The following is a 14,484-nucleotide window of genomic DNA, read 5'->3' on the forward strand; positions in this document are numbered from 1 at the left end:
GTCTGCCCGGTGCCGGTATTGGTGATCGCGCCGTCGCTGTTGTCGAGCGAGCCGGCCGTGATGCCCAGCGTGCTGTCGGCCACCGCGCCGCCCGCGCCGATCACCCCGCCCGCATTGTTCAGCGCCCCGCCCACTGCAAGACTCAGCGCCGAGCCGGAGGACACGCGCCCGCCCTGGTTGTTCAGGCCCGCCTGCAGCTGGGTGGCCAGCAGTGCCTGGGAAGCGAGCGTGCCGCCGGTGTTGTCGATGCTGGCTGCCTTCACCGACAGTTGCCCGTTGCCGACCAGATGGCCGCCGACGTTGCTGAGCTTGCCGCCGCCCGCGCCGACGTCGATCGTCGTCACGCCGGTCCCGGCGTGCGTGACGGTACCGCCGTCATTGTCGAACGAGGCCGATGCCAGCAGCAGGTTCGCGCCGTTGGTCTGGATCACGCCGCCGGCGGAATTGTCGAGCGCGCCGCTCAGCGTGAAGGCCGTATCGGCCGAGCCAAGCTGGGTCAGCGTGCCTTGCTGGTTGATCAGCGTCACCGCCGTCACGCCCAGCGTATTGGCGGCAATGCGCCCGCCGGTGTTGTCGAGCACGTCCGCCGACACCGACACGCTGTCGCCGCTGATCGTGCCGCTGCCGTTCTTCAGCGAGGCTGCGTGTGTCGTCACGCCTTGCCCGCTGAGCGTGCCCGAGCTGTTGTCGAGCAGGCCGCCGACCTGCGCATCGAGCGCCTGGCCCGCCGTGATGCTGCCGCCATTCGCCAGGGACGCGGCCTGTACCGTGTCGTTGCCCTTGGCGGCGATGGTGCCGGCGGCATTGCTCAGCGCCGCGCCGCTGGACACGGAGAGATCGGCGTTCGAGGCGAGCTGGCCGTGCGTGTTGTCGAGCGCGCCGGCCGCGGTCACGGTCAGGCCGGTGTGCCCGCCGATCGAGCCGCCGCCATTGTCGATGCCGCCGGCCGCGAGCACGGCCCGGCCGTTGCTCAGGATCGTGCCGCCATGGTTGGAGAGTGTGCCGGTGCCCTGGCCCGCGTCGATGTTCAGCGTGCCGTTGCCGGCGTGCGTGATGGTGCCGCCGTCGTTGTCGAGCGAGGCCGGCGCCAGTGTCAGATCCGTCGCGTTGGTCTGGATCAGGCCGCCGTTCGAATTGTCGAGCATGCCGCTGACGTCGAACCGCGTCGTGTCGGTGCCGAGTTGGGTCAGCAAGCCATGCGCGTTCGTCAGGTTGGCCACGGCCAGCGTCAGCGCATTGGCGGTGATGCGCCCGCCGCTGTTGTCGAACCGCGGCACCGTAAACGACAGCGCGTTGCCGCTGACCACACCGGCCGCGTTCGCGAACGCGGCGGCCTGCACGGCCACCGATTGCGCGCTGAGCACGCCGCCGCCGTTGTCGAGCAGACCGGCAACGCTCGCCTGCAGCGCCTGTCCCGAGGTGATGCTGCCGGCACTGCCGTTGCTCAACGACGCCGCCTGCACGGTACCGTTGCCGGTCGCGTCGATCACGCCGCCATCGTTACCCAGTGCCGTGCCGCTGGCGACGCTCAGGTCGGCATTCGAGACGAGCTGGCCGTGCGTGTTATCGAGCGCGCCGCTCACCGTCACGGCGAGACCGGCATGGCCGCCGATCGCGCCGCCGGCATTGGCGAGACTTGCCGCATCCAGCACCGTGAGCCCGTTGCTGACGATGCTGCCGCCGAGATTGCTGGCCATGCCAGCGCCGTTCGCCGCATCGATCGTCAGCGTGCCCTTGCCCGCATGCGTGACGGTACCGCCGTCGTTGTCGAACGAGGCCGGCGCCAGCGTCAGGTCGGTCGCATTGCTCTGGATCAGCCCGCCATTCGAGTTGTCCAGCGTGCCGCCCACGTCGATACGGGTCGACCCCGTGCCGAGCTGGGTCAGCATGCCGTGCGCATTGCTCAGGTTGGTGGCGGAAAGCGCCAGGGCATTGGCGACGATCGTGCCGCCATCATTGTCGAATTGCGGCGCTGTCAGGGACAAGGTCCCGCCGCTCAACTTGCCCCCGGCATTGCGCAGCGAAGCGGCGGAGGCCGTCAGTGCTTGCGCGCTCATCAGGCCGCCGCCGTTGTCGAGCGTGCCGCTCACGCCGGCCGTCAATTGGCCACCGGCCGTGATGCCGCCGCCGCTGCCGTTGCTCAGCGAGGCGGCCTGCACGCGGCTGTTGCCGGCCGCATCGATCACGCCCGCCGTGTTGGTCAGCGCAGCGCCGCTGCTCACGTCGAGATCGGCACTCGAGGCGAGCTGCCCGCGCGTGTTGTCGAGGGCACCCGACACGCTTGCATCGAGGCCCAGATGGCCGCCGATGGCGCCGCCCGTGTTGTCGAGGCTGCCTGCCGTCAGGGCGGTGCGGCCATTGCTGACGATGCTGCCGCCCACATTGCTGGCCGCGCCCGTGCCGCCGGCCGCGCTGATCGTCAGCGTGCCGCTGCCCGCGTGGGTGATGGTGCCGCCGTCGTTGTCGAGCGTGGCCGGCGCCAGCGTCAGGTCGGTCGCGTTGGTCTGGATCAGGCCACCATTCGCGTTGTCCAGCTTGCCGCTCACATCGAAATGGGTTGTATCGGTGCCGAGCTGGGTCAGCGTGCCGTGCTCGTTGCTCAGGTCGGTGGTGCTCAACGTGAGCCGGTTGGCGATGATCCTGCCGCCGCCGTTGTCGAGCTCGGGTACCGTGAACGACACGGCATCGGCGCTGACCAGCCCGCCGTTGTTGGCGAACGAAGCCGCGCCGGTACTCACCGATTGCGCGCTCAGCTTGCCCCCGCCGTTGTCGAAACGGCCGGCGACGTTCACCTGCAGGGCCTGCCCGGCGGTGATGCTGCCGCTACCGCCATTGCTCAGCGAGGCAGCCTGCACCTGGCCGCTGCCGGTCGCGTCGATCACGCCGCCGGCATTCGTCAGCGCGGCGCCGCTCGACACCGACAGCGCCGCATTCGAGGCGAGCTGACCCTGCGTGTTGTTCAGCGCGCCAGCGACCGTGGCTGTCAAGCCATCGTGGCCACCGATCGCGCCATGCGCGTTGTCGACGCTACCCGCCGTCAGCACGGTCCGGCCGTTGCCGACAATCGTGCCGCCCAGATTGGACACGGCACCGGCCTGGCTCGTCGCGACGCTCAGCGTGCCGCCCGTTCCCGCGTGCGTAACCGTGCCGCCGTCGTTGTCGATGGAACCCGCGGACAGGTTCATGTCCGTGCCGGCCGACTGGATCACGCCGCCGTTCGAGTTGTCGAGGCTGCCCGTCAGGCCGATCTCCGTGGTGCCGGTGCCGAGCTGCGTGATCACGCCCTGCTCGTTGGCGAGCGTGGCGGCATCGAGATTCAGCAGGCGGGTGGTGATCCTGCCCTTGCCGTTGTCGAGCGCGCCGCCCGATATCGACACGGCATCGCCGCTCACCAGGCCACCGGCGTTGCTCAGCGAGCCGGCGCCGAGCATCACGGCCTGCGCGCTGATCGTGCCGCCGTCGTTGGCGAGCGCGCCCGCGGTGTTCGCGGTGAGCGTCTGCCCGGCCGTGATGCTGCCGCCTCCATCGTTCTTCAAGGACGCGGCCTGCACCGTGCCCTTGCCGCTCGTGTCGATCACGCCCCCCGTATTGGTGAGCAGACCGCCGCCGGTCACGCCCAGATCGCCGTTCGAGGCAAGCTGGCCCCGGGTGTTGTCGAGCGCGCCGGCGATCGTCAAACCGAGGCTGCCGTGACCGCCGATGGCGCCGCCCGTATTGTCGAGCGAGCCGGCCGACAACACCGCCTGGCCGTTGCTGACGATCTTCCCGCCGAGGTTCGAGACGCTGCCCGCCCCCTTGCCGCTGGTGATCGTCAACGTGCCGGTGCCGGCATGCGTGATGGTGCCGCCATCATTGTCCAGCGAGGCCGGTGCGAGCGTGAAGTCGGTGCTGTTGGTCTGCAGCAGGCCGCCGTTCGCATTGTCGAGCGTGCCGCCGACGTTCAGCGCGATCGCTCCGCTGCCGAGCTGGGTGATCGACCCTTGTTCGTTGACGAGATCGGTCGCCGTCAATGTCAGTGTGTTGGTCGTGACCTTGCCGCCGCGATTGTCGAGCCGCGGCGCGCTCAAGAACACCGCGTTGCCGCTGATCACGCCGCCGGCGTTCTTCAGCACCGCGCCCTGCGCCGATACGGTGTTCGCGCTGAGGGTGCCGCCGCCGTTGTCGAGCGCGCCCGAGCTGCTCGCCGTCAGGTTCTGCCCGGCCGTGATGCTGCCGCCCGCGGCATTGGTCAGGGAGGCGGCCTGCACGACGGCGGAACCGCCGGCATCGATCGCGCCGCCGGCATTGTTCAAGGCATCGCCGCTCGTGATGCCGAGATCCGCATTCGATGCGATCTGGCCGCGTGTGTTGTTCAGCGCCCCCGCGAGCGTCACGTTCAGGCCGGCATGGCCGCCGATCGTGCCGCCCGTGTTGTCGAGGCTGCCGGCAGCCAGGCTGGCCTGTCCATTGCTGACGACGTGCCCGCCCACGTTGCTCGCGGTGCCGTGGCCCGAGCCCGCCCCGATGCTCAGGGTACCGCTGCCCGCATGCGTGACCGCGCCGCCGTCGTTGTCCAGCGAGGCGGCGGCGAGCGTCAGGTCCGCCCCGTTGCTCTGGATCACGCCGCCGTTCGCGTTGTCGATGAGCGCGCCGCCATCGATATGCGTCGCGCCGCTGCCGAACTGCGTGAGCGAGCCGTGCTCGTTCCACAGCGTGCCCGCCGTCACGCCGAGCTGGTTGGCCGTCACCTTGCCGTAGCTGTTGTCGAGCGACGCAGCCGATAAACCGACGGTATCGGCACTGACCAGGCCGCCGGCATTGCGCAACGTGCCGGCCGTCACGTTCACCGATTGCGCGCTCAAGGTACCACCGCCGTTGTCGAGCGTGCCGTCGATCGTGGTCGTCAGGTTCTGCCCGGCCGTGATGCTGCCCTTGCCGGTGTTCGTCAGCGAGGCGGCCTGCACGCTGCCGTTGCCGGCCGCGTCGATCACGCCGCCGTCGTTGCTCAGCGCCGCGCCGCTCGCGAGGTCGAGGTCCTGATCGGAGGCGATCTGCCCGCCCATGTTGTTCACCGCGCCCGACACGCCGGCGGACAGCCCGGCATGCGCGCCGATCGCGCCGCCGGCATTGCCGAGGCTGCCGGCCGACAGGCTCAGGCGGCCGTTGCCGACGATGGTGCCGCCGGCGTTGCTCGCGGCCCCCGAGCCCTGGCCCGCGACAATCGTCAGCGTGCCGGTGCCGACGTGCTTGATCGTGCCGGCGTCGTTGTCGAATGTGCCGGCGTCGAGCGTCAGGTCGGCGCCCTTGGCCTGGATCAGGCCACCCTGCGAGTTGTCCAGCGTGCCGGCGATGTGGAATTGCGTCGCGCCGTCGCCAAGCTGGGTCAGCGTGCCGTGCGCGTTCGTCAGGCTGGCCGCGCTCACCGCGAGCTGGTTCGCGACGATCTTGCCGCCGCTGTTGTCGAGCTGGCCGATATGGAAGGACAGCGCATTGCCGCTGATGAGCCCGCTCGCGTTGGCGAGGGCGGCGGCGGTGGTCGAAACGGCCTGGGCACTCAAGGTGCCCTGGCCGTTGTCGAGACGGCCGGCGACCGTCACCGCGAGCTGGCCGCCCGCCGTCACGCTGCCACCGGCATTGCCCAGGTTCGCGGCCTGCACCGAAACATCGCCGGCCGCGTCGATCGTGCCGCCGGCATTCGTCAGCCCGGCGCCGCTGGTCAACGTCAGGCCGGCATTGGCGGCGATCTGCCCGCCGGTGTTGTCGACGGCACCGCCGAACGACGCGGCGATGCCTGCGTGCGCGCCGATCGCGCCGCCCATGTTGTCGAGGCCGGCGCCCGCCAGCACCTCGTCGCCGTTGCTGGCGATGCGTCCGCCCGCGTTGTCGAGCGCGCCGCTGCCGGTGTCGATGCTCAGCGTGCCGGTGCCCGCGTGCGCGATCGAACCGCCGCGATTGTCGAGCGCGCCGCTCGTGATCCTCGCGTCGCTGCCCTTGGTCTGGATCAGGCCGCCGTGGGTGTTGTCGAGCGCGCCGTCGACGGCAAGCGTGGTGGTGCCGGTTCCCAGCTGCGTGAGCGAACCCTGCTGGTTGACCAGGCTCGCCGCCCTCAGGTCGAGCTGGTTCGCGGTGACGGTGCCGCCGCCGTTGTCGAACTGCTGCGCCACGCCGAACCCCAGCGTGTCGCCGCTGATGCTGCCGCCGGCATTGCGCAGCGCGGCGGCCGTGGTCTGCATCACGGCCGCATCGAGCTTGCCGCCGCTGTTGTCGAGCAACCCCGCGATGCTGGTGTCCAGCGCCTGCCCGGCGCGGACGCTGCCGCCGCCATTGCCCAGCGAGGCCGCTTGGAGCGTGCCCTTGCCCGCTGCGTCGATCACGCCGCCCGCATTGTTCAGCGCGCCGCCGCTGGCGATGCCCAGGTCGGCATTCGAGGCCAGTTCGCCGCGCGTGTTGTCCAGCGTGCCGGCCACCGTGGCGGCCAGCCCCGCGAGGCCGTCGATCGCGCCGCCGGTGTTGTCGACGGAAGCGGCCGTCAAGACGATGCCGCCGTTCCCGGCGATGCTGCCGCCCAGGTTGCTCGCCGCGCCGGCATCGAGCGTCAGCGTGCCGTTGCCGGAATGCGCGATCGTGCCGCCATCGTTATCGAGAGAACCGGCGCTCAAGGCCGCCTGGTCCCCGTTGGCGTGGATCACGCCGCTGTTCGAGTTGTCGAGCACACCCCGCGCGGTCACGGCCAGGCTGGCCGTCGAGCCCTTGCCGAGCTGGGTGATCGAGCCCTGCCGGTTGCTCAGGTCGGTCGCATCGAGCCGCAACTGGTTCGCGGTGATCTGGCCGCCGCTGTTGTCGAGCCGCGCCGCCGTCATCGACAGCGTCTGCGCGCTCACTGCCCCGCCGGCATTCGAGAACGCCGCGGCCGTGGCCGACAGCGCCTGCGCGCCGAGCTTGCCGCCATCATTGTCGAGATTGCCGCCGACGCTGGCCGTCAGCGCCTGGCCGGCCGTGATGCTGCCGCCCGCATCGTTCCTCAGCGAGGCCGCTTGCACCGCGGCGCTGCCGGTCGCGTCGATCACGCCGCCCGTATCGGTCAGCAGGTCGCCGCTGGTCACGCTCAGGTCGGCATTCGAGGCGAGCCTGCCGCGCGTGTTGTCGAGCGCGCCCGCCACCGTCGCGACCAGGCCCGCATGACCGCCGATCGAGCCGCCCGTGTCGTCGAGCCGCCCCGCTGAAAGCAGGACCTGCCCATTGCTCGTGATCGTGCCGCCCACGTTCGTCATCGACCCGGTGCCCCGGGCCGCGTCGATCGTCAGCGTACCCGTGCCGGCGTGCGTGAGCGTGCCGCCGTCGTTGGCGAAGCTGGCCGGCGCCAAGGCCAGGTCGACGGCATTCGCCTGGATTCGGCCTCCATTGGTGTTGTCGATCGCCCCGCTCACGTTCAGGCTCGCGTCCGTGGCCCCCGTGCCGAGCTGAGCGATGCTGCCCTGCTGGTTCGTCAGATTGCCCGCCGTGAGCGTCAGACGGTTCGCGGTGATGGTGCCGCCGCTATTGTCGAACTGCGGCGCCGAAAGCGTCGCCGTGTCTGCGCTGATCACGCCGCCCGCGTTCGCGAGCGCAGCCGCGGATGCCGTCAGCGCCTGCGCGCCGAGCTTGCCACCGCCATTGTCGAGCGTGCCGACGATCGCGGCCGTGAGACTGCCGCCCGCGCTCAGGCTGCCACCCTGGTTGCTCAGGGATGCCGCCCGCACGGCAGCGCCCCCTCCCGCGTCGAGCGTGCCGTCGAGGTTGCGCAGCGCGCCGCCGCTCGTGACGCCGAGGTCCGCGTTCGAGGCCAGCTCGCCGCGCGTGTTGTCGAGGTCGCCCGCGGTCGTCACGCCAAGGCCGGCATGGCCGCCGATCGAGCCGCCGGTATTGTCGAGCGTGCCGGCCGACAGCGTGGTCGTGCCGTTGCTGACAATCGAGCCGCCGACGTTGGTGGCCCGGCCCGTGCCGCCGCCGCTCGTGATCGCGAGCGCGCCGTTGCCGGCATGTTCGATCGTGCCGCCGTCGTTGTGGAGCGTCGCCGGGGCCAGCATCAGGTCGGCCGCGTTGGCCTGGATGCGCCCGCCCGAATTGTCGAGCGTGCCCGCGATATCCAGGCTCGCATCGGTCGCTCCGGTGCCGAGCTGCAAAATCGAGCCCTGCGCATTGCTCAGGTCGCTCGCGTGCAGCGCGAGCCGGTTCGCCGTGATGGTGCCGCCATCGTTGTCGAGCGAGGCGGCGTTCAGCGTCAGCCGGTCGCCGCTGATCACGCCCTGTGCATCAAGCAGCGCGTTCGACGTGAGCGTGAGGGTCTGTCCGTTGAGATTGCCGTGCCCGTTGTCGAGCGTGCCGGCCACCTGCAGGTCGAGCTGCGTCGCCGAGGCGATCGTGCCGCCGTTGGTCAGCGACGCCGCGTTCACCGTCCCCTGGCCGCCAGCGCGAATCGATCCGTCGAGATTGCTCAGCGTGGCGCCGCTCGACACGAGCAGGTCGGCATCCGAACTCAGCGTGCCGCGCGTGTCGTCCAGCGCGCCGGCAACATCCACGCGCAGGCCGGCGTGACCGCCGATCGAGCCGCCCGTGTTGTCGAGACCGCCCGCCGACAGTTGCACCTCGCCATTGCCGACGATCGTGCCGCTCTGGTTCGTGACGGCGCCGGTGCCGGCGCCAGCCGCGATCGCCAGCGTGCCCGAACCCGCGTGCCGGATCGTGCCGCCGTCGTTGTCGAGCGAGGCGGGCGCGAGCGCCATGCCCGAGGCGTTGGCCTGGATCAGACCGCCGTTCGAATTGTCGAGCCTGCCGCTCACCTGGATGCCGGCATCGGCATCGTCGCTGCCGAGCTGGGTGATCGAACCCTGCCCGTTGCTCACATCGGTCGCCGCGACATGGAGATGATTCGCGGTGATCGACCCGCCGCCATTATCGAGCTGCGGTGTCGTCAACGCGACGCTGTCCGCGCTGATCGAGCCGCCGGCATTACGCAACGCGGCCGCCGAGACGGTGATCGCCTGCGCTTTCAGCTGCCCGTTGCCGTCGTCGAGCAGCCCCGCGATGGCGGTATCTAGATGCTGGCCCGCCGTGATGCCGCCGCCATTCGCCAGCGACGCGGCATGCAGGCCGATATCGCCGCTCGCATCGATGGCGCCGCCGAGGTTGGTCAGCGCGCCGCCGCTGGACAGCGTGAGGTCGAGACTCGATGCCAGGCGTCCGCGCGTATTGTCGAGCGTGTCGGCAACCGCGACGTCGAGCCCGGCATGGCCGCCGAGCGAGCCGCCGGTATTGTCGAGTGCGCCCGCCGATACCTGGGTGCGGCCGTTGCTGACGATCGAGCCGCCCTGGTTGCCGATCTGCCCCGTACCGTTGTCGGCCGAGATGGTGAGCGTGCCGTCGCCGGCATGCTCGATCGTGCCGCCATGATTGTCCAGACTCGCGGGTGCGAGCCGCAGGTCGCCGGCATTGGCCTCGATATGGCCGCCGTTCGAATTGTCGAGCGTTCCGCTCACGTTCACGAAGGCGTCCGACGCGCCCTTGCCGAGCTGCGAGATCGAACCCTGCGCATTGTTCAGGTTGGTGGCGTCGAGGCCGAGCCGATTCGCGGTGATCGTGCCGAGGTGGTTGTCGAATTGCGCGGCGCCGAGCGTCACGCCGTCGCCATTGATCGTGCCGCCCGCATTGCGCAAGGCGGCGGCGGAAGCCGTCAGCGTCTGCGCGTTGAGCGTGCCCCCGTCGTTGTCGAGCAGGCCGGCCGTCTGTACCGCCAAGATATGTCCGGCCGTCGCGCTGCCGCTATTGCTCAGCGAGGCTGCCTGCACCGTGGCGTCATGGGCCGCCGCGATCGTGCCGCCTGAATTGTTCAGCGCGGCGCCGACGACGATCGACAGGTCGAGGTTCGATGCCAGCTTGCCCTGCGTATTGTCCAGTTCGCCGGCGAGCTGGGCCGTCAGCCCCGTCTGCGCGCTGATGGTGCCACGCGTGTTGTCGAGACGGCCGGCCGCCAGCGCGATCTGCCCGTTGCTGGCGATCGAGCCACCGAGGTTGCTGAAGCCGCCCGCGCCGCCGCCGGCATCGAGGCCGAGCGTCCCCGCCCCGGCATGCGTGATGGTGCCGCCGTCGTTGTCGAGGTTCGCCGGCGCCAGGCTGAGGTCCGTGCTGTCCGCCTGGATCAGGCCGCCGTTGGCGTTGTCGAGGGTGCCGCTCACGTCGATGCGCGTCGTGCCCGGGCCGACCTGCATCAGCGTGCCGTGCTCGTTGAGCAGGTCCGTCGCTGCCAGGCTCAGCGTATTGGCGCTGATGCGCCCGCCGCTGTTGTCGAGCCGCGGCGCCGTGAGCGACACCTCGGCCGCGCTGATCACGCCGGCGGCATTGCCCAGCGACGCCGCGTGGGCCGCGAGCGTGGCCGCGTTCAGCGAACCGCCGCTATTGTCGAGCGCTCCCGCCACCGTCAGGTCGAGATGGACGGCGGCCGTCACAGTACCGCTGTTGAGCAGCGCGCCGGCCTGCACCACGGCGTTGCCGTTGCTGCCGATCAGGCCGCCTGCCTCGCCTTGGGCGGTGGTGCCCGCGCTGCTCGAGATCCGTCCGCTGGCACGCAGGCTCAGGTCGCCGTCGCGCTGGGCGACGATACGGCCGGCCGCGTTGCTAACGTCGGCTGCCGAGACGTCGAGCGCGCCGCCTGCCTCGACGCGGCCGGCCGTATTGTCGAGGTCGCCTTGCGAGACGATCTGGAGCGCACCCGCCGCCGTGATCGAGCCGGAGGCATTCACGATGCCCGCGGCCGAGATCGTCGCCTGGCCGTTGGTCGCGATGCCACCGCGCGTGTCGTCGAGCGCGCCGCTTCGCAGGCTCAGCGTCCCGCTGCCGGCCTGACTGATCCGGCCATCGACATTGCCGAGGCTACCGGCCTGGATCGCTAGCGCCTGCGCATTGGTGGCGATGGTTCCGCCGCCATTGTCGAAGGCGCCTGCCGCGCTCAGCGCGGTGTCGCCCGCGCCGCTCTGGCTCAGCACGCCACCGCGATTCGACAGCGTGCCTGCATGGATCGTGAGCTGGCTCGCGGCGACGTGCCCCTGGTCGTTGGAGAAGGCGCCGGCCGCGTTCGCGATCAGGGCTCCGTTCGCATTCAGTGTCGAACCGGCAAGGCCGAGCCCGCCGCCGTCGCCAGCCGCGCCCGTCGCGCTCAGCGTCGCATTGCCGGTGACGGCGGTTTGCGCGCCGCGCAGGTCGAGACTGCTGCCCGTCATGACGAGATCGCCGCCCGCCGTCTGATGGCCCGTGGTGCTCGCCTCGCCCGCGGCAGTGATGGACAGCGTGCCCTTGCCGGTCACGTTGCCATTCGTGTCGACGCCCGCGCCGAGCGTCCCGCTGGATTCCACGCTGCCCGCCGTCACGACGGTATTGCCGAGCGCGGCGATGGTGCCGGTGTTGCCGATCTTGCCCTGGCTGTTCACCGTCACGTCCTGCACGGCATAGACGCTGCCGCTGTTCGCGACGCCGCCGACGGCGTCGATCGCCAGCCTGCCGCTCGCGCTGGTGGTACCCGACAGCGTGACCTGGCCCTGACTGTTGACCACCACGTCGCCAGCCTGCGAAGCGATCGTGCCGGCGCTGTTCACGCCGACGCCGGTCTCGGTGCCGACCAGCCGGATCTTGCCGGCATACATGCCGCCCAGTTGCGAGACGTCGATCGCGATTGTCGGGCTGCCGCCATCCGCGCCCAGCGACTGCGCGCCGAGATCGTCATGGCGCACGTCGTTGTTGCCGGCCACCACGTTGAGCGACTGCGCCGCCCAGACCTTGCCGTTGATCGCGACGCTGCGTGCGATCAGGTCGACCTGATCGACCGTGCTGCCGTCGAGCCCGGCCTGGCCGATCTGGATCTGTCCGCCCGTCACATGGAAGGCATCGAGGCTACCGGTGCCGCCGAATACCGGTGTGCCGGTCGTCAGGATGCCGCGGCTCGTGTTGATGAAGCCGCAGCCGTTGCAGAAGATCCCGGCCGGATTGGCGACCACCACCTCGGCCTTCTGGCCCGCCACTTCGGTATAACCGAGCAGTTGGCTGGCACTGCCGCCGATCACCTGATTGACGATCACGCGCGCGCTGCCCGACACGAGGTTGGGGTTGCCCGCCACCAGCCCGGCCTGCTGCGTCTGCACCGTGCCCTGCGAGTTGTTGAGGATCAGCCCCTGCGCGCCGACGTTGTATTGCGTGTAGGCGTTGTTCGACACGCCCGCGGCGTTCGGCGTGGAGATCTGCACGATCGGCAGGCCGTTGGCCGTCACGCCGACCAGCGGCTTGCTGCCCGCCGCGCCCGGCGCGGCGACCACCTGCGCATCGACCGGCACCGCTTGCATGCCGAGCGCGCAGAGCACCGCGAAGGCGAGATGGCGCATCGACAGCATGTCGACGAAGGTCCAGTTCGCGCGCGCGCCGCCGGCGCGCCGCGTCACGCCGGCCGAGCGCCCCTTGCCGGAACCGGTGACGGTTTCTTCCACGACCATCCAGAGGCCGCGAGCCGCATTGAAGATGACACGATGGATATGCTTGTTCATAGCAGGAAACTCAGGCTGAAGCCCGCAACCGGCCAGCGGTTCGGGAAGCCGGCGGGCTGATGGAGCGGGCCGCCGAGGAAGACGTCGTAGCTGACGTGCTGGAGAAGACTGCCGCGCAGGCCGATCACGGCGCCGATCAGGTGGCGGCCGAGCAGGTTGGCGGTTTCATGGCCGAACACCTCGCCGCCATCGAGGCCGAGGTAGATCGCCTGGCCGAAACGCGGCAGGGGCAGTTCGAGCTCGTTGCGCACGAACACGCCTTTTTCGGCGGCCAGCATGGTGTTGCCGTCGAAACCCCGGACCGTGTAGCGGCTGCCGATCGAGAAGAATTCGGTCGGATAGAGCGCATTGCCGGTGTTCTGCGCGCGCACCGTGAGCGAGTAGCGCAGCGGAGTGGACGCGACCGCGAACGGCACGTTCAGCGTCGCGTCGAGCGTCTCCATCCGGTAGTAGTAGGTCGGCGTGCCGCCCGCCGAGGGTGGCAGGTCGGCTTGCGCGCCGAACCAGGGCACGCCCCATCGATAAGCGATGGTGCTGTCGAGCTGCGCGGCCCCCAGGTAGTGCTTGTGCTCCCAGCCGATCTCCGCGTAGCTGTTGTCGCGATGCTGGACGTCGATCGCGGTGCCGTCGATGAAGGCCTCGCTGAAGCGCTTGCCGACGCGGAACTCGACCATGTTCTTCTGCACCTGGTTGCGGTAGAACTGGTATTCCGCCTTCAGGTCGAAGGTCTTCGACTTGCCGCTCGACACGAGCGTGGTAAAGGCGCCGGCGATCTGCTGGTGGTAATCGTATTCGCTGGCGGTCGCGGTGAAGGTCCAGTTGCCCCAGGGAATCGCGTAGTAGGCGCTCGCCCCATGCGTGCCGTACTTGCTCTCGTGCCCGTTGATGTCGTGGGTATAGCCGATGTTGAGCAGGTCGGACAGGCCGAGCGGGTTGTCGATCGAGAGGCTCACGCTGCCCTGCAGGGTGCCGGTCGTCTTGAAACCGCTGTCGTCGGCACCGAGCGTGAGCGACCACGGCTTGGCGCGCTTGACCGCGATCACCACGTCGCTTTCGCCGGCCGAGGCGCCGGGCACGATCTGCATGTCGACGTCCTGGTTCGGCACGCGCTTCATCTGCTCGAGCCCCTGCTCGAGCTTGCGCAGGTTCAACAGATCGCCGGGCCCGGTCGGGAAGGCATTGCGCCAGGTGCCGTAGGTTTTCGGATCGGCGAACCGGATCGCGCCGATCACGCCCGGAATCAATTGCAGCCGCAACTTGCCGCTCGAGAGATCCTGAGGGCCGATCAACACGCGCGTGGTCGAATAGCCGCGCGCGATCAGCAATGCCATCACGCGATGCACGAGCAGGTTGAGCCCGTTCGTGCCGATGCATTGCCCGCGATAGCGCTGCAGGTAGTCGTTCGCGAACATCAGCTCGCCAGGGAACAGCGGATTCGGCAGCAAGGCCCGCGCGCCCGCGGCCTCGACATCCTCGGCGAGGCCGCGCGGCACTTCCAGTGCCAGTTCGTCGATCCGGAAGCAGGGCGATTCGTCGGGCAGCTTGCCATCATCGAGGGCGGCCCGCTCGGCCGGCTGCAGGGCGACGTTCGGCGCATTCGCGGCACGCTCACGTTCGATCGCCTGCTCCTGCGCGCGGCGCCGCTGCTCCTGTTCGGCGAGCGGATCGCTGGACTGCGCCGACGCGAGCGCGAGATGCAGCGCTGCCCATATCGCACCGGCAAACGACACGAGCCGGCGCGACATGCCCCGATGCGCGCGACGCCCGGCCCAGGCATCACGCGTGCGCTTGAGTGACCGGCATTGCCGGTCAATGTTGTTGTTCATTGTGCTGGTCTTTGCCCGGCACGCTCGACTCTCATCGTGCCGGTGCTGCGAATCGATTATCTCGATCCGCTTGTTATCGAATGCTGTCTCGCCTGCGTCCCCGGACGCCGCGCCCC

General features: G+C 69.9%; 1 protein-coding gene and 1 pseudogene. Both read right to left on the reverse strand.

The genetic code is table 11. The features are described from left to right. Positions 1–635 precede the first annotated feature (635 nt). Positions 636–12,542: pseudogene (locus tag FB600_RS38135) on the reverse strand (filamentous hemagglutinin N-terminal domain-containing protein); the annotation flags it as partial. Continuing rightward, on the reverse strand, positions 12,539–14,368 hold the full coding sequence (locus tag FB600_RS04795) for a ShlB/FhaC/HecB family hemolysin secretion/activation protein (RefSeq protein ID WP_098181517.1): 1,830 nt from the start codon (positions 14,366–14,368) through the stop codon (positions 12,539–12,541). The gene FB600_RS04795 and the pseudogene FB600_RS38135, both read right to left, overlap by 4 nt. Positions 14,369–14,484: the final 116 nt, after the last annotated feature.

The organism is Burkholderia sp. SJZ089 (assembly GCF_007828315.1).
In the GTDB taxonomy this organism is placed as follows: domain Bacteria; phylum Pseudomonadota; class Gammaproteobacteria; order Burkholderiales; family Burkholderiaceae; genus Burkholderia; species Burkholderia gladioli.